Origin of the sequence: Pseudomonas sp. NMS19W (genome assembly GCF_051554255.1) — a bacterium.
Lineage (GTDB): Bacteria > Pseudomonadota > Gammaproteobacteria > Pseudomonadales > Pseudomonadaceae > Aquipseudomonas > Aquipseudomonas kribbensis.
The window spans coordinates 4,782,839-4,799,815 of the sequence record NZ_CP136718.1 but is presented as its reverse complement, the minus strand read 5'-3'; the positions used below and the strand labels follow the sequence as shown (position 1 = coordinate 4,799,815).

Below are 16,977 nucleotides of genomic sequence, written 5' to 3'. Positions count from 1 at the left end.
AGGTCGTGTTGGGCGCATACCGGGTCTCACTGCTGAAGGGTTGTGGCTGTGATCAGCACCGGGTAGTGCTGCAACCCCAGGCGACCAGCAATATCGCTGGCAGGAACGGGCATCACCTGCAACCCAGAGGCCCAGCGGCGGATCTCTTGCAGGCGTGCAGCGTTGCCGACATTCACAGCGAGTCCCACTGCCTGCATGCCTTGAAGTGCCGGTAATTTCTGCTTGAGCCAGGCCTGCGACATTGGATCATCCCCGACGATGAACATCGGCTGCAGACCAGCTGCATTGATGACCCGCCCCTCTACTGGCCCCGGGCTCAGTTCTGGAGTCGACACCGGGAACGCTCCCCCAGCCCGGACGCCATTCACAACCGGGGGAGTGTGCGCAGGCTCGGGGGCAATGTCCTGGTAGTAGGACAGTGCAGATGCTCCGCCGCGGTCCTCCACTACTCTAAGCACCGCTTGCTGGTCAGCATAGGCGGGCAGGACCAGGCTGGTGACTATCGCGAAGGCTAGGGTCTGCGCGATGTTTGACCGCCAGGTGTGGTGATATGTCATGGGGTCCGTACCTCGAAATTGATGCCGGTGACCCGGCTGAGATGTTTTGCGAAGTAGCCACGGTACTTTGCTGCCGGCGCGCCGCCGGCCGGGCGGTGATACCGCCCAGCAGCATCGATCCAGGTTCCCCCTTGGCCTTTTGTTCAGCCAGTATCTGGGCTGTCACCGCCAAGTTCTTGTAGGGGTCCAACCCTTCGCAGGGAAAGCTATAGCGATGCCCGTTCGAGCGAATATTGGTTTGTCCCAGTCCCACGTCGACTCGAGCGGGCCCAGCCGTCGAGATTGCGATCAACAGCGCTCGGCAAGCATCGGAACGGGTGGCGAAGCGATAGCCGGTGCCCGCAACGTTTAACGTCCACGGCCAGGGCACAAGCTGACCCCGAAGTCGGGTGCCGCTCTCCTGCAGCGCCACTGAATAGAGCACGACCGGTGGAACCCCATGACTTATGGCGATCGCCTTGTAAGCTGGCGGCGGATCCTCCACGCCCCACGCATTGCTGGCGAGCAGTAGTACCGGCAGAAGGCAGAGCTGCCACCAACTCATTGACGGCGCCATGATCCATTCACCTGCGTCACGGCTGCTGGCAGCGAGCCGCCGAGACCGAGGCGAATCCAACGGCCCTGGTCATGATTGAGTGTGATCAGTCGGCTTTTGACGCTGGATGGGTCAACACCTGCGAGAATTGCCCAGCGGCGGATCCGCTCATCGTCGTTTTGGCTGCCGACGAAATAGAGGTCAAACGGCGTCTGAGACGCTTGCAGGCGTTTGACCTGGTCGATGCAGGGCAGGCAGTCGTCTTTGACGAAGAGTGCCATTCGTCCGTTGCCTTCAAGAGATGGGCCGCTTCTGGATCCGGCTCGGGCAGAAGGGGAGGCCGAAATCTCAATGGCATTGACGCCTGGGAACAGGCGCTGGTACGCCTCATCGTAGGCTCGCTGATATGCGAGCTCTCTGTCGACTCGTTGACTCTCTGCCTGAACCTGGAGCTCGGCAAACCGGCGCCGCTCGCTATCCGATCGGGCTTCAATTCCGAGTGCAGTAAGCGGGTCAAGCCCCGGCGAATATACCCCCCGAGGCCCTTGCATCACCTCTTGATATCGCTCGTATTCCTTGGAGGTCAGGCCCCACTCCTGCGCTGCCTTATCATTAAGCTTGTTCTGCGACAGGGTGCTTTCGCTGGTGAGCTGTTGAACACTGGGGGCCGCTCCTCCTGCAGCGGAAGGAAGCGGCGCCGCCTCAATGCTTGCAGCAATAAATACGCAGGCGCAGGCAATGGCTCGAACGATCGGTAGATTCATGATGCTGTTCTCATGGCTGGATGCTCAGGGTTCGGGTTGTACCGCCGGCGTCGAAGGTTGCAGTTCGTTCATCTACAGCCTTGAGTTTCCAGGTGCTGCCACTGACCATTTCGCCTGGCCGAAGCAGGTAGATCTGGCTCAGTCGCGTGCTGCCGGTGGGAGCAACAGACAGAAAGCGCTCGCCGCCTCGGTATTCGAGACCGACCATCTGAAACGGCGGAGGCTCTTGCGGGATGGGCGTGGCTTTAACCGGTGCGGGCTTCGCCTTCGGTTTGGAAGTGGAGACTTTAGGAGCTGGTGCAGTTGCTTGGGCCTGTGGCCTGCTCATTCTCTGCAGTTTGCCGTCAAGCGATTCAAGGTCGGCTTTCAGTACCAGGAGATCGCCCGCAGTCGCGGATGAGCGAGTGGTTTCCGCTGCGGCTTCGTGAGCCTGCTTTGCCGTGGTTTGCACAGCATCGATCCGGCTCGAGAGTGCTTGCTGGCTAGCACGGAAGTCCTCCATCGTGACCATGGGTTTGCCTGAGACATTGTCGAGACGATCGTCGATCGCGCTCATCCTGCTCTGGAGTGCATCGATGGAAATTTTCTCTGCTGCTCCGTTCACAGCGCGAGATAGGGTTGACAGCTGGTATTGCTGGAACGCGATGATGCCGCCCAGGATCAGCAGTCCTACGGCGATGGGCAGATATTTTCGGATCGGCAGTTTCATGGGTGTCCTCTCGAAGCCGAGTACACCCTCGCGCAACCATGACGCTGTTTCAGCAGAAAATACTTAGCCCGCCCGTGTGGAATTTATTGATCGATGCCGAAGGGCCGCCATCTGCTGGTGAGCGTCGCGGCTCAAAACCCACTCTTGCAGCCCAAGTCGCTCAGGACGAGCGTGCTGGACAAGCGGCTTTTTCGGCTGACGGCCAGTGAACAATTACTCCGAATGTTCAAACCTATTTATGCATACCTGAGATTGCAATCTGATCAGTAGACACGCCATAGCTGATCCAACCGGGTTGTGAACGACTGGCTCAGAAGTTCACGACGCATGCCCCACTCAGGACTGCTTGGAACGTTGGCAGACCTCAGTGTGCCTTTGCCGTACCGCTGGTTTATGCCATCCATTACCGACATTAGGCGATCACAGGCAACTGGCTGCGTCGCCGCAAACAGATCATCGGTGAACTCGCCCGGTTGCCGCAGATCGAGCAGTAGCACCTCGGCTTTGCTGTAGCGGTAACCGTCCAGGTAGACCTTCTCCACAGCCTCAGTCGCCGCCCGCGTGAGCAATAAGGTGTCGTTCGTGGGGTAAGGTAGCTCAACCATCGCTCCTTTCGCCAAATGCTGCTCGTTGGGATTGAACATGCCGGTGCGGATCGACACTCGCATGCGTTTGCACACCGATCCCTGGGCCCGCAGCTTTTCGGCTGCTCGTGCTGCATAGGTGGCCACCGCCTGCTTGATTGGCGTCAGTTCTGTCATTCTCTTGCCGAACATCCGGCTGCAGCAGATTTCCTGCTTCGGCGGGTCGGCCTCATCCAGTTCGAGGCATGGCGTGCCGGCGAGCTCACGCGCGGTCTTCTCCACCACCACACTGAACTTCTCGCGCAACATGCGCGGATCTGCCTTGGCCAGATCCATCGCCGTAAGGATACCCAGAGCCTCTAAGTGCACCGTCATCTTCCTACCGATGCCCCACACCTCTTTCACCTCGGTGTTACGAAGTACCCAATCGCGTTTGAATTCATCGGTGATGTCGACCACCCCACCCGTGTGCGCCTGTAATCGTTTCGCGGTGTGGTTGGCAAGCTTCGCCAGGGTCTTCGTGCGAGCGATCCCAACCCCGACTGGGATCCCGGTACACCGCAGCACCTTGGCACGCACATCACGGCCGAGCTGTGTCAGACTTCCTGGTACACCTGTTAGGTCGGCAAAACACTCGTCAATCGAGTAGACCTCGGTCGCCGGCACCATAGACTCGATCAGCGACATGACCCGCTCACTCATGTCACCGTACAGCGCGTAGTTCGACGAGAACGCCACGATGCCGTGACGACGCAGCTTTTCACGGCATTGGAAGTAGGGTTCGCCCATTTTTACGAACGGTTTGGCGTCGTATGACCGGGCTATCACACACCCATCATTGTTACTCAGCACCACGATCGGCGTCTTTGCGAGATCCGGCCGGAACACGCGCTCGCAACTCGCATAGAAGGAGTTGCAGTCGATCAGCGCGAACACCTGCTCACTACTGGGCATGGTCGCGCACGCTGTAACGAACCACACCCCAGATGACTAAGTCGTCGCCCTCCAAGATGTGTCGCGGCGGGTAGGCTGAATTCTCGGACTGAAGGACCACCATCCCGTTGCGCCGGTACAGTCGCTTGCACACCGGCTCGGCGTTGATTGCAGCGATCACGATGTCGCCATGCTCGGCTTCCTTGCTCCGGTCTACGATAAGCAGGTCACCCGAATAAATGCCGGCACCCTGCATACTGTTGCCATCCACTTGCACGAGATAAACGTGAGGCGCGCGCAAATCGAATAGCTCGTCGAGCGAGATGTGGCGTTCCAGGTGATCCGCCGCTGGAGAGGGGAAACCCGCCGGCACACGAAACGAATACACCGGCAGCAATGTTGGGCCGCCAGTCGGCGTGCCAAGGAAAGTAAGGGTCATGACGGGTCAATCCAAATGATGGTCTGTATATTCATACAGTAAACTGTCAGGCCGCTGTTACGTCAATGCGCGGATGCGATGCATCCGACAAACGAGCGAGGTGGGTTATGTGCGGGCGATACTCAATCTACGAGAGCATGGACGACTACTTGAAACAATTGGCGCTCGATCTGATGGTGATCAATGGGTATGACCACGAGCGGATCAACCGGTACAACGTCGCGCCCTCTACCCGAGTTGAAGTGATAAGGCCTGCGCCTGGAGGACTGAGTATCGAACGGGTGAGGTGGGGATGGTCGCCGTTTTGGGCTAAAGGAAAGCGTCCTGACCCGATCAATGCGCGGGCCGAGACAGTGATGACCGGAAAATTCTTCAAATCGCTATGGCCGAGTGGTCGAGCCTTGGCGCCGGCCAATGGGTGGTTCGAGTGGGTCGCCGAGCCCAAGGACCCGAAGCGCAAGCAGCCTTACTACATCCAGGCGGCCGACGGTACGCCTTTGTTCTTCGCGGCGTTGGCCGAAGTTCATCCAGGACTGGAGCCGGATGAGCGCAACGGCTTCGTAATCGTAACTGCAGCTGCTGATGAAGGCTTGGTGGATATCCATGATCGTAAGCCCCTAGTACTTACCCCTGAGCTTGCCCGAGAATGGATAGATCCAAACACAACGACTAAGCGGTTGGAAGAGATCGTCCAAACAGGCTGCCGGCCCGCGGTCGACTTCCGCTGGTTCCCTGTCAGCAAACAGGTGGGAAATGTCCGCAATCAAGGAGAAGATTTAATTCAGCCCGTATCGTCACAATAGGGCTATATGGAAATTACGGAAAATTAGACCGAAGCATCCAGCAAAGAAACTACAATGGTGTTCGGCTTCAAGTCCGTTCCATATTGAACAGATAGGCTTGCTGCAGAATGAAGATTCTGAGCGAGCTGGAACGTGTCTCGGGCAGGTATTTTATTGTTGAGGTCTGCCTCGCCACTGTAGAGGGGGTCTCCTAGACAATTGTAGGCGTCATGTCGATCACTGATGAGATCAAGCGGGTTAGGCAGTTGATCGGAATAAGTAGGAAGGCTGTAGTTTTGGTCATTCCTTAAGCGGATGTATATGGTCTCAAACCTACAGTTATTCGGCTCAAAAACTAGTTCGAGGCCTGGGATACTTTCGATTTCAAGTGAGTCGCTATCTTCATACTCAGACAAACGGATGGAGTGCTCGTCAACTAGCCCAAGTCTCACGAGAGTGTGATATGAGTTGCCCAAGTTGTTGATCAGAAGTTCAAGTTGTCCTTTCATCGGCATTTCCATTGATGGTCAAACTCGTCAAAGTGTCATATTCGCAGGTGGAAAAAAAAGGCCACCCGAGGGTGGCCATATGCTATGCCGCGATGAGCTGTCTAGCTAGCGCCATCTCAACCGAGTCGCCGTCTTGGTTCAGGGAGTCGAGTCCGGATTCCGGTACATCACCCGAAGTGCTCTGCGCCACTGCGATCTTCTTGGCCATCAACTGCAGGCAGGTGATCTGCGAGCTGCCGGCGTAGCCGAAGAACACTACGCGGACCGGGTGTTTCTGTCCGATCCTCCACGACCGTCGCGCGGCCTGCTGTAGGGTGTACACGTTGTACCCCGTCTGCAGGAACGCGATGGTTGGGAAGTCCAGTAGGTCCAGCCCGGTCTTAACCAGCTCCGGGTTGGTGAGCAGCACGTCGACACCGCGGTCGACCTGGTCGAGGATCCAGTCCTCGCGCCGAGCCGTTTCAACCGTGGCCCGCAGTACCGCAACGCGGAGGCCTGCCTGCTCGAGGACCTTCTTCAGCCTGGACGTGGTGTCGCGCGTCCCGCTGTAGACGGTATATGCAAGGACCTTACGGTCTTTCGCTTTCTCCTCGAGGCATAGGTTCAGCAGCGCCTGTTCCTTGGGCATCAGTTCATCGTCGCCGAAGAGCCCCGGCACAAAGGCCAGCGTGTCTCGGGTCCGCGGATGTTTGACCATCTCCGATCGGAAGCAGCAATCCGGCCAAGCCAGTAGCACATTGAGCACCACTCCCAGAAGGGTGGTGTCTCTCCGGGCCAGGGCCTGGCGGAGCTCAGCGGTCAACGTGGCCGCCAAGCGCTGGTAGGCTGAGGCCTGCTCCGGCGCCATGGGCACGTCGATGAACTCCTCCTGGTAGCTGGGCAGCACGTTGCCACCGATATCCTTGAGCTTCAGGAACACGGTGAATGGCAGCACGAACCGGTGGATGCCTTTAGGGCCGAAGCCTGGGGCCTTCACGGTGCGTACCGACAGCTTCTTGCCCTTGGCGGTTTTGTGCGAATCGCCATCGCGCTCGGTGTAGATGTCCTTGAGCACGCCGTGATCGCGCATGAACGACATGGCTGCAGGAGCCATACTGCCGCGTGCGTTGGGTCGGTAGCCGTCCTCGATCATGCGCTGGGTGAGGATGCGGAACAGCAGGTAGAACAGGTCGTCGGCGTAGCCACCCATCAAGGTCCCGGTGAGGAGCACGGTTTTACGCGCCTTCGCGGCCAATACCCCCATGGCCTGGCCCTGGGCCGAACCGCTGTTCTTGTACTCATGCCCCTCATCGACAACCAGCAGATCGAAAAAACTATCGGGTAGGTAGCGTTTGATGAACTCTGTCGGCTGGTAACCGCCTTCGCCGAATCCGAACTCGATGTTGGCCATCGCTCGCTCCATGCGCTTGGCCTGGCGGTCGCTGAAGACGAAATTGCCCTTCGCGTCCATCAGATTGATGAACTCTGAGACGTTGTCGACCAGCATCGAGGCCAGGAAGTCCTCGCCGAAGTCATTCAGCAGCCGTTCCGCCCGAACCGGGCCGATCGTCGGGATCCGGCACATCGACTTGAGGATCGTCGAGCGTCGATCGCCACCATCGGCTTTGCCTGGGCGCATCAGTGTCCAGAGGGCGGCGTTGCAGGCGGTGCAGTTACGACGGCGGTCTCCGCGCTTGAACTCGTCCACGGTGACCAGGTTACCTTCCAGGTCCTCTAGGGCCTGGCCACAGTCCGGGCATGCCGCCAACAGCTGGCCGCCTGCAGTTCGTCGCTTCCAGCAGGCGAGCCGCCAGTGGAAGCCCATCCGCATCCGTACACGGCCGAGGATGAAGAACTCCGGCCGGCCGTCGTAGGCTTGCCGCGATTGGTCACGCAGCTTGAGCAGTTTGACCAGCGTATCCGGGCCGTTGAGTACCCAGACGCGGGCGCCAGGCGTCGTTTCTAGAATTTCGCGCCGCCACTTGTAGACCAGGTGGGGTGGCGAGATGACGAGGGTACGACGATAGCCTGCCGCGTGTAGCACGGCAGCAACTGCGATGGCCATCATCGTTTTCCCGGTACCCATCTCGGCGTTGATGATCGCGGCTTGCTCGTTGCGATCGAGCAGTAGCGCCGTGATGGCTTGGACAACCTCAGCTTGCGCCAAGAATGGCGTGCGCTTGAGATTCGCCATCACGGCCTGGCGCTGTTCGTTGACGTTACCGGTATAAACCGGAGGGTTGGAGCGATTGAGTGACTCCAAGAGCTCGTCGCCGAACTCTTCGATGAAATCGGTCAGGTTGATGTTCAGTGGTGAGTTGGCCGAGCCGGCCGGTTGGGTCAATGCGTTCATTTGCATCTCCTGCAGGTAACGCAGGGCATGCACAAACCCGGGCGGGTATGGGCATACCCTGCGGGTCTATGTGGTGTATTCGCCGTTGCGGCGTGGGTCAGTAGTCGCTGGGAAGTAGCAGGGTGGTTGAGCTACGGTCGGCTTCGGTGATGATCCAAAGTCTGGACTCGTCGCCGGCGTCGATGTCGTAGCTTGAGAACAAGCGGTCTCCGTGGGTAAGTGCGAGCTGGTTGGAGGCTCTGTCGTCGTCGCACAGTTCCCCCCAATCGCCTGCCAGATGGCGTTTCAGTGCAGAGGTGGGATTGAGCTGCCTGCTTTCAACCAGGTGGCTGATCGCGGCGGTCATCACAATTTGTCCAGGGTTAAACAGTGACGTTGCAACTGGCTTATCCGCTGCAGGCGATTCGTCGATGCTCGGCGGCGAAGAGCTGATGATCAGTACCTGGCCGTGGTTCATTGAGGAGGGCGTCATCTCCCAAGCGCGGATGATCGGGATGAAGCGGTCTGTGAGGATCCTGACTTCTGAAACGTTACCCTTCTCGTCCTCGGTGAATTCGGTCTTGCGCGCCTTGTCCTTGTAGGTATCACCTTTCACGACCAAGATCCGTCCCGACTTCGAACGTACAACACCGGAAATTGCGCCGGCGGCCAGGGCCAGAGCGAGGTGCCAGCGAGAAAGCTCGCGAACAGGGGCTCGCGGTTGAAGGCCGGCTTGCCCGAAGTGCAAGTTGAAGTCGGGCCAGAGTCCTCGCAACCGCAGAATCTCGGCGGCGAATTGCTCCGGCTCCAGGGTAATGCGGTAGAAGTGCTCCAGCTCGCTAACAACTGACGGGACGAGGTACGGCTCCCATGGCCAGGTGGCCGGGATCTCCTCGGCCTGTTCCTGCCCCGCGCCGATCGCCTGCAGGCGAGTTTTCACCTGGTTGGTGGAAGCCCGGGCTAGGTCCTGCCGGCGTACACGGATGCCGAAGATCACCACCTGTTTGAAAGTGGGATCTGCAGCACCGTACACCCGCAGGTCGGCGAAGTGATTGCTCAGCCATCCAGTCAACTCGTCGTCCAGCAGGTAGTGAGGGACGATGAGCACCATCACGCCGCCGTACTGCAGAAGCGGGAGGCAGCGCTGATAAAAGGCTTTCTCCAGGCGCCGGCGGCCGCTGCCTTGGTACTGGGATGCACCGGAGTGATCCGAGACCAGGTCACCGTAGGGGGGTTGAGCCAGAGCAAACCGAACGACTGGCGGCTGATTAAGGTGTCGAACAGGTCGCTGTGCAGGACCCTGTCGAGCAGACCACGCGCGTGATTCGCGCGTTCGCGATCGTACTCGACGGCTAGCGCTTGGACCTGTTCGCGGCCCAGAAAGTGAGCCGCTTCAGCAAGGGCAACACCCTCACCAGCACAGGGGTCGCAGATCCTCATTTTGCCCGAAGTGGCGGGAGTGAGTGCCTGCAGTGTTCGTTCAAGAGTGATTTCATCGGTGGGGTAGTAGCCGTTGCGGGCAAAGTTGCGCGCCAGGCGCGGAAACATGAGGGCCATAGGGCGTCCTTTGAGTTGGTGAATGAGCTCAGGCAGGCGCCTGAGCTTCAGTGGTAAGCAAGCCCTGGCGAATCAGCTCTCCGAGAGCAGGCTCGAGTACCTCGAGCTTCATGGCGAGTCGCCAGGCGCAGATATTGCCGATTGCTCCAGGGAGGGCGATTAGCATCTGGTGCTGGGTCAGCACTTCCATCACGGGCTCGCGCCAGTGGGATAGAAGGGGAAGGGGGCAGGTCTCAATCACAAGTGGCCAGAGCCGATGGTGTGGGGTTTCATTGCGTTCGAGGAGGGCGAATGCGAAGTGATTGGCTTGGTCGGGCACCGAGGCGCGTCGATCGAACAGCCAGAGGTGCAACATGCTGCCGAACAAAGTGCCGCGGAATTGCCGTGTAGTGCGCTTTTCCAGCTGGTCCTGGTTAGGGAAGACGGGGATGCTCCGCCCGTCGACGAGAATGTGAAACTGCTCGAGGCCGTTATCTTCCCGGCCAAGCGTGAGCCTGGCCAGAAACTCCTGCAGGGCGGTGTCACGACCCCAGGCCGACATGAACACCAGGTTGCGCTGTTCGTCGCACACGCAGGCGTCGACGTACAGGTCTGGGCATTCCTCGATCTGGAACAAAGGGGATGGGTGCATGATGGCCTCCATTGGGGAGGCGCCCCTCCCAGAGGGCGGAAACGCCCCCGGGGTGGTCTGGTGGTTAATTGAATGTTCTGGTGGTTGGATCAAACGCCACACTATCTGATTGGTGCAACGGCCCGTGACCTACGAGGAATATTTGGATTCGGTACTGATCGCGGAGACGCACAGCAGCCTCAGCCTGGTCCAGCGTTAGTCCTAAATCTTCGATGAACAGGTCGATGAGTTCCTCATCAGTGGACACCTCGTTGTTGGACAGATGGTCCTCGACATTGGCGAGGGTCTTTGCACTCAAGTTGTTGAAGATGACATTCATGGTGTTGCTCCGGTAGAGAAATGGAGCCCCCTGAGGAGGCCCCTCAGGGTGTGTGATGCAGGTTGATTACGGCATTGGCTTGGAAGGGGCGAGTTAACGCGAGGCCTTGGTCCAAGTTTGAGTTTTGAAGTCCATGGTGAAACCGAGCTGGTCCAGTCGCGTGCATTGGGCGCGCAGTCGTTGTCGGTCTACGGTGGTGTCGAGCCTTACGGTTTTGCTCAATGGCCAGACTGTGCCGAACAGCTCGGCGTCTGGGTCAGCAGCCGTTGATGGTGCCGGCTGATCCATCCCAAATGGCTCATTCGAGGTCAGAGCATCGGTTTGAGGTGGTGGGGTGGGGGCAACTGGAGTGCGTCGGGGCGGTTCCAGCTGCGGCGCCGGCCCATCTTCCTCCAGAGGGTCGGGGACATTGGTCGGCAGGTGCTCCTCGTCCTCGCGGCTGAGGCCTGTTACGTCCTCTAGAGTCATGCCCTCGAGTTCAGCCCTGATCTCGACAACGAGTCGGCCGCCGTGGGAGTAGTACGAGGGGCGTATCTGCTTGATAGCGAAGTCACCTCTGTACTTGCCCTCTCGGTATTGGTCTAGGAGGGCATCCTTGATAGTGAATTCACCGATCGAGGTGCTGAGGCGCCCGACGTTGAAGAGTCCAAGCCGGCCGGAGATAGTGCGTATGGCCAACTGGCCAGTGATGGAGATCATGTGTGCTCCCCGTAAAGCATGGGGAACACCCGGCGGGCGTTCCCCGCGAGGGTGGAAGGTGGTCAGCAGTCGAACAGAGGCAAACCGTTGAGAACATTGCTGTTGGGATCGATGACCAAGAACCTCACTGCAGCTTGAGCGGCAAGAGTGAGCACTCGGATGGTCTCCTCGCTGAAGCCCTCGGCGGCTTGCAGAGCTTGAAGTGTCGACAGGTCATACCCCCAGTACTCTCCCAGATGTTGGTCTGTCCAGGGGGTGCTGAGGATCTTGAAGCCAATGGCGTCACTGTCAGGCAGGATGTAGCACTCGAATTGAAGCAGCGATGTGTCAGCACTTTCAGCAAGTGCTTGTAGGTCCATCCAGTCTTCTTCGGGCAAGTGTGCAGAGGCGATTTCGAACGAAGGGCTGCAGCAGGGATGGGTCAGAGAGTGATCGCTGATAGCGATGTTGAAGGGGTTGGGTGATTGTGCCATGTGGCGTGCTCCTGGTTGAGAAGAAGCCACCCCAGAGGGTGACCCCTCTGGGTGAGTAAAAATGGCTGTGTCAGGCAGGGTCTGCAGCAGGCTGCAGTTGGATCTGGATGTAGGCAGGCTCGTTCTCGGGAGTGACGACTCGCAAAGCGAGGGCAACCCAGTCACGCTGTCGGCCAGTGTGGAGCTTTGTGTAAACGCCGAAGGTGAATGCCTTGGCCAGGGGTTGCTGCTTGAGCTCCTGCCACGCCGTTTGTACGACGGTGGCGAGGCGTTGGCTCATTTCGGCTACCCTGTCTGGGTTTTCGAGATAGACCGCGCGCATCCACGCAGCGTTGTCCAAGACAACCGGAAGGGTGAGGTAGGACGGTATGGACATCAGAGGTCTCCAAAGTGAGCGAGGCCTCAGTCCGCGAGGATGAGATCCCCGCAGGTAAGTTATGTAGAAAGCACTCCATCACTAGGTGATGTGATCGCGCCACCGAGTGCTAGGCGATCTTGGGCGGGTTGGCGCAACGCGCTGGAGCCTTAAACCCTGGCTCCGGGAGGCACTGTCTACGACAGTGAACCAATACCGAATTCGATGGGCCGGGCAGTAGGCAGAGGCCCTCTCAGTCGCCCGTATACTGCGTTTAAGTTCCACCCGAAGGGATGCCCTTCGGGGTGGACAACAGGAGAAACACGGTGGGTCAGATCATATCCTCGTAGATATCTTCCCAGAGGTTGGAAGCTGCTTCCTGTACAGCGCGGTAGTGCTCATTATCAAGCAGGAAGCCTTGCCGTTCTGCCTCACGTTTGAACAACTGATCGTGAGGAAAGGTGAGGGCGGTGTATTGTTCACGCAAGGAACTCAACAGGCCTAGTTCATACAGCTCGAAGTGTTGACCACATCGGTCGGAAGCTGATTCTGAGATCGCTTTGATTGTGTCAGCGTAACGCCGCTCGAGAACGTCCACACGTATGAAAGCTCGAGGCACTGAGGGGTTTGTGATGAACATGACGCCATTGAAGGATTGGGTGGCATGGATCATGGTGATTCTCCGATGGGGGTCACCAGCCCACTCGGGTGATGTACCCGAAAAGGTTAAGTTAGATGCTACAGCTCATTAGGATCCATAAGATCCTGCAAGACGCGAAGAAGGTGTGTCTTTACAAGGAGGTGATCAGGGAACTCTTCGCCTCGGGTATAACGCATATCTGCCAAGTGAAAGGTATGGCCGTTCAATAGAACAAAGACGTCCACAAAGCGATAGGCAGAATTCAATAAATCATCATCCTCGATTGACCAAGCAGAGTCGAAGTTCGGGAGCAAGTTGGCAAAATCGCTCCAGGCTGTATGTGTATAGTCCGGGATTCGCTCTCCGACATCGTCGATCTCACAGCCCAAGCATTCAAACGTGGTCGAAACATACAGCCTAGGCTTATGTCCTTGGCTTCGCAGTTCCAGCACATCTGAACGAGCAGTTTCGAAGTCAGGGAAACAGTGATGAATGTTTCCAGCGATTGTGATGCTGTACGGCATGGCGGCTCCTTTGATAAGGAAAACGCCTCCCGCTGGGGATAGGCGTCCCCTGCATCTTTGCGGTAAGAGAAGGCGCTGATGTCAGCGCCTTGATAGGGGTTATGCGGCCTGGTGGGCCTCTTGGGAAAGATCATCACCGAAGGCAGGTTCAGGCTGTTCACCGAACTGGCCGGCGACTGATTGCTCCTGATTGACGGGTTGCTCCAGAACAGGTTGTTCCTGATTCATAGATTGCTCCAGAACAGGTTGTTCCTGATTCATGGATTGCTCCAGAACAGGTTGTTCCTGATTCATGGATGGCTCCAGAACAGGTTGTTCCTGATTCATGGATTGCTCCAGAACAGGTTGTTCCTGATTCAACGGTTGATCCACACCAGGTTTTCCCTGATTGTCAGCTGGTGGGGTTGCGTTTTTCGGCTTCGCTTCGTACACCAGCTTGCCGTCAACTTTGATCCAACCGATGAAGAGCAGACGGCCTTTGAGGCTTGCGCCGGCCTGACCTTTCTTCTCGCCTTTGTCATAGGTGAAAGCATCAGCCCAGATGTCGCCGATACGGAAAGAGACGAGCACCTTCTTGTTGGCTTCAACAGCTTGCTGGCAACGCTTAACCAGCAATTCGGCCTCGGCACCGACAACGTTGCAGTCGATGTAGGAGTACTCGGCTTTATCAGTTGCACCGTGCAATGCTGCAACGGTGACACAGGTGAAGGGTTTGCCCTTGCGAGGACTGACTTCACGGATACGGTTGAGGTAGCCGATGCCAGTGGTGTGCAGGTCGAAAAATTTGGTTTCGTTGGATTGGTTGCTCATGGTGATTCTCCAGTTTCAATAGCGAAAGCGGAGAAACACTTCGCCCATGGGGGAAAGTATTCCCCGCGTGGGTTGGGATGTAGCAAGTTGGGTAGGCTTCCATCAATCATGAGACTGATCAATCGCGCTTCCGGAAGCTTTGCGATTTTGGGGAGATCAACACCGCGATGGGTGCAGCAGTCTTTCAGATCATAACTGCTCGGGCTTGGGTTACTGACAACGTCAGCAGCTCACGGGGCCAAGGATGGAAACGGAGAAGCGTCTTGTCAAGCCCTGAAAGAAAAAACCCTCCGGATGGAGGGTTGTGAAGGGTAAAACAACGATCAATGGGTTCGAAGAATCTTCTGGCACCGGCGTTTGATGTTAGGCCAATCAGCCCAAACCGCCATGCCGACGCAGATGAAGAGCAGGGTGGTGAGCATGAGGATGCCGAATGTGGTTTGGCTCATGTCATTCCTCCGGGGTGAGGTAGATGCCGGTGATCCAGATTACAACACCTACCACGAGGGCGAAAGCAGTCAGGAGACGACTAGTGCTGAGGAAGATACCTACGAGAGCGGCAGCGACGGCAGTCGTCCCGATTTTGCGAAGGTCGTCTGCTACAGCCGCGCGTTTTTTTGATGCCATGGCGTTCCTTTGATAGCCAGGCCCTCACCTTGCCAGGTGGGGGGCCTGGCACAGGTTGAGGTGGGAAAGAGTTAGATCGCAACTGGAGCTATGAGATTGTCCAGCGGACCCATAACGAGCTCAGAAGCCTCAGTGTTTTTCGGTTTGCGCTGACGGGGGCGGCGCTTGGCTGGTGGTACCGCTTTGGTATTGGCATCGAACCATTGGTTCAGATCAACGCCGCGGCGAGCAAGGGTAGGGATGCGGCAGAGCTCCTCCCAGTCGTTTCGGGTGGGAGTTATGCTCGCGAGATGAACAACAGGCTGGGCCTGGGTTGGAGCAACTGGTGTTGTCCGTTTCATGGAGCGTATGAAATCTCGGGCAAAGGTGCCGAGCGCGTAGCCAAAACGGAAGCTGGTCGATGGTACGGATGCTGCGGTCATGGTGGTTCTCCTGCGGTTTGAAATGCGGAGAAACACTGACCCCAGGGGGAGTAGTTTCCCCGATGGGTTTACAACGTGTGGAACACTGGGTAATTGAGATGCGCTTTCAGTCGACCTCAAAGCAGCCACAAGGACAGGTCAGCAAAGTCAGACCGTGGGAGCAGATGCCGTTGTTACGGTCTACGGTTTCAATCGCGAGCAGCTCAGCCTCAGATACATAGTCGTATGCATACCTGGCAAAAGCGAACGCATACTGGACCTCAGCATTGGGGTTTTCATCGTTGCCGAAGGTTTCTCGCATTTTTTTGCAAAAGTGCGAGCGAACTACTGCCTCATAAGTTGGGTAGCGTTGAACCGCCTCGCCGTATAGCTTGCCGACGGTGTCTTCAATAGATTCCGGTGAAGCTGTGCCTTGGTAAACAGGCGCGTCTTCGTCTAGATCAAGTTCAGAAAGTTGGGTCATGAGTGTTTCCTGCTTAGAGAATTGCAGAGAAACACTTGCCTTGCAGGGAAGTGATTCCCCACTGGGTTTGCGGAAGGAGCTTCTATCGACGGTTGTCGATCGGTCGTGCCACCAGAAGCTGAACGACCTTGGGGAGGATCACACGATTGACGTGCTGCAGCATTGCGGATCCGAGCTGCATGGGGCATGTTGCTGACGACGTCAGCAGATCACGGCTTAATAATCGGAGTGGGGAGGAGTTGTGTCAAGCGGGAGGGGATGGAAAGGGCGAGAGGGGAGGGAGAAGGCCGGCTGGATCAGATCTCGAAAGGTGATCCAGCCGTGAATTGAAAAAAGTTGAAGGAGCCACCTGTGTCGGAATCGTCGATCCCTGGGCATTGATCGTCTCGATTCTCATCACCTGGCCATTCTCGTGGCTTTGGCCAGCAAACGTGAGGCACGCATCCGCGCACAAAAGGAGCCCGGCTTATCGCCGGCGGGCCACCGGCAGGGGGAGGGTACCCATTGGGTAGCCTGATGGACCTAAGACAAGTCAATCAGGCTACCCAAAGGGAGGGAAGAGGAGGGGTCACATTACCAATGTGACCCTTGGATCAAAGAAGCACCGAACCTCTTGAAACTCTATGTGCCTTTGAACTCGATCATCACGAGTTAGACGGCTGCGCGACTAGAGAGAGCAGGGAGACACAGGGAGAGCTATCAACCAGATCCGCACGCCCTTCCCGGAGCTATAGCGTGCTTACGGTTTGGTGTTGAGGCGAACCCCAACACCTGGGCGCTACTGATGACCGTCAGTAGCCAGCGGGGTTGAACCAGAACTGATGTCATTATGGGTTGTACCATGGCCGAGATGCAAGGCTCGTAGGCATTTTGCCAAGGCGTCCACGGTCAATAGACCGCAACGACTGCTCCCTCGGGGACTGGCGCTGGAACAGCGATCGCCATGTTTCCACCCTTAGGTGAGAACAGCTGTCCAGACCTCTTCACGCCAACGTTTGTTGACTCCGTCCGTTCAGTTAGTGCGGAAGGAAGCCCGGCAGGAACCGTTCCGGCGATGTAGGTGTAGGAAATACCACCGACGACGTACGTGGCGATCCCGCTCTGCTTTATGTACCAGCTCGGAAGGTTCAGCGATGTGTCCGCCGGCGCTCCAGTGAATCCAGGATTGGCCCGGGCATATTCTGCTGCGGCCGAGCGGTAGATCAACATACTTCGACTTATTGCATCTAGAGTTGCTTGCTCAGCCATGGCCTCGTCATCATGCTGCACCTGAGAAAAGATGCCTCCTGCAACGATGAGAAGGGTGATTGCGGTCCAGTAGATGTACATAAAGG

The 16,977-nt window shown here is 57.5% G+C and carries 19 protein-coding genes and 3 pseudogenes; 1 reads left to right on the top strand and 21 read right to left on the bottom strand.

From position 1 onward, the window contains the following. Positions 1 to 26: 26 nt before the first annotated feature. The 6 genes and pseudogenes from R1A29_RS21980 to R1A29_RS21955 form a co-directional block, all read right to left on the bottom strand. Positions 27 to 557, bottom strand: coding sequence for an integrating conjugative element protein (locus R1A29_RS21980; RefSeq protein WP_438299567.1), 531 nt, complete (start codon positions 555 to 557; stop codon positions 27 to 29). Then, positions 554 to 1,113: pseudogene (locus R1A29_RS21975) on the bottom strand (lytic transglycosylase domain-containing protein). Before R1A29_RS21975 ends, R1A29_RS21980 begins: the two are co-directional and overlap by 4 nt. Beyond that, on the bottom strand, positions 1,098 to 1,856 hold the full coding sequence (locus tag R1A29_RS21970; protein ID WP_438299566.1) for a TIGR03759 family integrating conjugative element protein: 759 nt from the start codon (positions 1,854 to 1,856) through the stop codon (positions 1,098 to 1,100). The pseudogene R1A29_RS21975 and the gene R1A29_RS21970 overlap by 16 nt, the downstream one beginning before the upstream one ends. Before the next feature lie 10 nt (positions 1,857 to 1,866). Further along, on the bottom strand, positions 1,867 to 2,565 hold the full coding sequence (locus R1A29_RS21965; RefSeq protein WP_438299565.1) for a methyl-accepting chemotaxis protein: 699 nt from the start codon (positions 2,563 to 2,565) through the stop codon (positions 1,867 to 1,869). A gap of 263 nt (positions 2,566 to 2,828) precedes the next feature. Then, on the bottom strand, positions 2,829 to 4,103 hold the full coding sequence (umuC, locus tag R1A29_RS21960) for a translesion error-prone DNA polymerase V subunit UmuC (RefSeq protein WP_438299564.1): 1,275 nt from the start codon (positions 4,101 to 4,103) through the stop codon (positions 2,829 to 2,831). Then, positions 4,093 to 4,521, bottom strand: coding sequence for a LexA family protein (locus R1A29_RS21955; RefSeq protein WP_438299563.1), 429 nt, complete (start codon positions 4,519 to 4,521; stop codon positions 4,093 to 4,095). Before R1A29_RS21955 ends, umuC begins: the two co-directional genes overlap by 11 nt. Before the next feature lie 107 nt (positions 4,522 to 4,628). On the opposite strand from R1A29_RS21955, the gene R1A29_RS21950 reads away from it, so the two are divergent. Further along, positions 4,629 to 5,324: an SOS response-associated peptidase family protein gene (locus tag R1A29_RS21950; RefSeq protein WP_438299562.1), complete on the top strand. Its 696-nt coding sequence runs from the start codon at positions 4,629 to 4,631 to the stop codon at positions 5,322 to 5,324. A 23-nt stretch (positions 5,325 to 5,347) separates the two neighbouring features. Here R1A29_RS21950 and R1A29_RS21945 read toward each other — a convergent pair whose 3' ends face one another. From R1A29_RS21945 to pilM, 15 genes and pseudogenes are all read right to left on the bottom strand, one after another. After that, entirely contained in the window at positions 5,348 to 5,812 is a 465-nt protein-coding gene (locus R1A29_RS21945; RefSeq protein ID WP_438299561.1) for a DUF6392 family protein, read from the bottom strand. Positions 5,813 to 5,894: 82 nt separating this feature from the next. Next, positions 5,895 to 8,144, bottom strand: coding sequence for an SNF2-related protein (locus R1A29_RS21940; protein ID WP_438299560.1), 2,250 nt, complete (start codon positions 8,142 to 8,144; stop codon positions 5,895 to 5,897). Between the two features lie 97 nt (positions 8,145 to 8,241). Beyond that, positions 8,242 to 9,680, bottom strand: a pseudogene (locus tag R1A29_RS21935) (DUF6094 domain-containing protein). A gap of 28 nt (positions 9,681 to 9,708) precedes the next feature. Continuing rightward, a complete protein-coding gene (locus tag R1A29_RS21930; RefSeq protein WP_438299559.1) occupies positions 9,709 to 10,311 on the bottom strand; it encodes a hypothetical protein in 603 nt (200 codons plus the stop codon). Between the two features lie 64 nt (positions 10,312 to 10,375). Continuing rightward, positions 10,376 to 10,630 (bottom strand): hypothetical protein, encoded by a 255-nt coding sequence (locus R1A29_RS21925; RefSeq protein ID WP_438299558.1) that lies wholly within the window; start codon positions 10,628 to 10,630, stop codon positions 10,376 to 10,378. Between the two features lie 93 nt (positions 10,631 to 10,723). Next, positions 10,724 to 11,329, bottom strand: coding sequence for a DUF3275 family protein (locus tag R1A29_RS21920; protein ID WP_438299557.1), 606 nt, complete (start codon positions 11,327 to 11,329; stop codon positions 10,724 to 10,726). A gap of 62 nt (positions 11,330 to 11,391) precedes the next feature. Then, positions 11,392 to 11,802, bottom strand: coding sequence for a hypothetical protein (locus R1A29_RS21915; RefSeq protein ID WP_438299556.1), 411 nt, complete (start codon positions 11,800 to 11,802; stop codon positions 11,392 to 11,394). A 70-nt stretch (positions 11,803 to 11,872) separates the two neighbouring features. Next, a complete protein-coding gene (locus R1A29_RS21910) occupies positions 11,873 to 12,178 on the bottom strand; it encodes a hypothetical protein (RefSeq protein ID WP_438299555.1) in 306 nt (101 codons plus the stop codon). 310 nt (positions 12,179 to 12,488) lie between these two features. After that, positions 12,489 to 12,830 (bottom strand): hypothetical protein, encoded by a 342-nt coding sequence (locus R1A29_RS21905; RefSeq protein ID WP_438299554.1) that lies wholly within the window; start codon positions 12,828 to 12,830, stop codon positions 12,489 to 12,491. A gap of 65 nt (positions 12,831 to 12,895) precedes the next feature. Then, complete coding sequence (locus R1A29_RS21900; protein ID WP_438299553.1) at positions 12,896 to 13,321, bottom strand: hypothetical protein; 426 nt, start codon at positions 13,319 to 13,321, stop codon at positions 12,896 to 12,898. Between the two features lie 416 nt (positions 13,322 to 13,737). Then, positions 13,738 to 14,131, bottom strand: a pseudogene (locus R1A29_RS21895) (STY4534 family ICE replication protein); the annotation flags it as partial. 323 nt (positions 14,132 to 14,454) lie between these two features. Further along, positions 14,455 to 14,580 (bottom strand): hypothetical protein, encoded by a 126-nt coding sequence (locus tag R1A29_RS21890; protein WP_438299552.1) that lies wholly within the window; start codon positions 14,578 to 14,580, stop codon positions 14,455 to 14,457. 249 nt (positions 14,581 to 14,829) lie between these two features. After that, entirely contained in the window at positions 14,830 to 15,180 is a 351-nt protein-coding gene (locus R1A29_RS21885; protein ID WP_438299551.1) for a hypothetical protein, read from the bottom strand. Between the two features lie 106 nt (positions 15,181 to 15,286). Beyond that, a complete protein-coding gene (locus tag R1A29_RS21880; RefSeq protein WP_438299550.1) occupies positions 15,287 to 15,643 on the bottom strand; it encodes a hypothetical protein in 357 nt (118 codons plus the stop codon). A gap of 888 nt (positions 15,644 to 16,531) precedes the next feature. Further along, entirely contained in the window at positions 16,532 to 16,972 is a 441-nt protein-coding gene (gene pilM / locus R1A29_RS21875) for a type IV pilus biogenesis protein PilM (RefSeq protein ID WP_438299549.1), read from the bottom strand. Positions 16,973 to 16,977: the final 5 nt, after the last annotated feature.

Coding starts and splice junctions, on each gene's coding strand:
- R1A29_RS21980 (WP_438299567.1), bottom strand. CDS start 557: ATGACATATCACCACACCTGGCGGTCAAACATCGCGCAGACCCTAGCC.
- R1A29_RS21970 (WP_438299566.1), bottom strand. CDS start 1,856: ATGAATCTACCGATCGTTCGAGCCATTGCCTGCGCCTGCGTATTTATT.
- R1A29_RS21965 (WP_438299565.1), bottom strand. CDS start 2,565: ATGAAACTGCCGATCCGAAAATATCTGCCCATCGCCGTAGGACTGCTG.
- umuC (WP_438299564.1), bottom strand. CDS start 4,103: ATGCCCAGTAGTGAGCAGGTGTTCGCGCTGATCGACTGCAACTCCTTC.
- R1A29_RS21955 (WP_438299563.1), bottom strand. CDS start 4,521: ATGACCCTTACTTTCCTTGGCACGCCGACTGGCGGCCCAACATTGCTG.
- R1A29_RS21950 (WP_438299562.1), top strand. CDS start 4,629: ATGTGCGGGCGATACTCAATCTACGAGAGCATGGACGACTACTTGAAA.
- R1A29_RS21945 (WP_438299561.1), bottom strand. CDS start 5,812: ATGAAAGGACAACTTGAACTTCTGATCAACAACTTGGGCAACTCATAT.
- R1A29_RS21940 (WP_438299560.1), bottom strand. CDS start 8,144: ATGAACGCATTGACCCAACCGGCCGGCTCGGCCAACTCACCACTGAAC.
- R1A29_RS21930 (WP_438299559.1), bottom strand. CDS start 10,311: ATGCACCCATCCCCTTTGTTCCAGATCGAGGAATGCCCAGACCTGTAC.
- R1A29_RS21925 (WP_438299558.1), bottom strand. CDS start 10,630: ATGAATGTCATCTTCAACAACTTGAGTGCAAAGACCCTCGCCAATGTC.
- R1A29_RS21920 (WP_438299557.1), bottom strand. CDS start 11,329: ATGATCTCCATCACTGGCCAGTTGGCCATACGCACTATCTCCGGCCGG.
- R1A29_RS21915 (WP_438299556.1), bottom strand. CDS start 11,802: ATGGCACAATCACCCAACCCCTTCAACATCGCTATCAGCGATCACTCT.
- R1A29_RS21910 (WP_438299555.1), bottom strand. CDS start 12,178: ATGTCCATACCGTCCTACCTCACCCTTCCGGTTGTCTTGGACAACGCT.
- R1A29_RS21905 (WP_438299554.1), bottom strand. CDS start 12,830: ATGATCCATGCCACCCAATCCTTCAATGGCGTCATGTTCATCACAAAC.
- R1A29_RS21900 (WP_438299553.1), bottom strand. CDS start 13,321: ATGCCGTACAGCATCACAATCGCTGGAAACATTCATCACTGTTTCCCT.
- R1A29_RS21890 (WP_438299552.1), bottom strand. CDS start 14,580: ATGAGCCAAACCACATTCGGCATCCTCATGCTCACCACCCTGCTCTTC.
- R1A29_RS21885 (WP_438299551.1), bottom strand. CDS start 15,180: ATGACCGCAGCATCCGTACCATCGACCAGCTTCCGTTTTGGCTACGCG.
- R1A29_RS21880 (WP_438299550.1), bottom strand. CDS start 15,643: ATGACCCAACTTTCTGAACTTGATCTAGACGAAGACGCGCCTGTTTAC.
- pilM (WP_438299549.1), bottom strand. CDS start 16,972: ATGTACATCTACTGGACCGCAATCACCCTTCTCATCGTTGCAGGAGGC.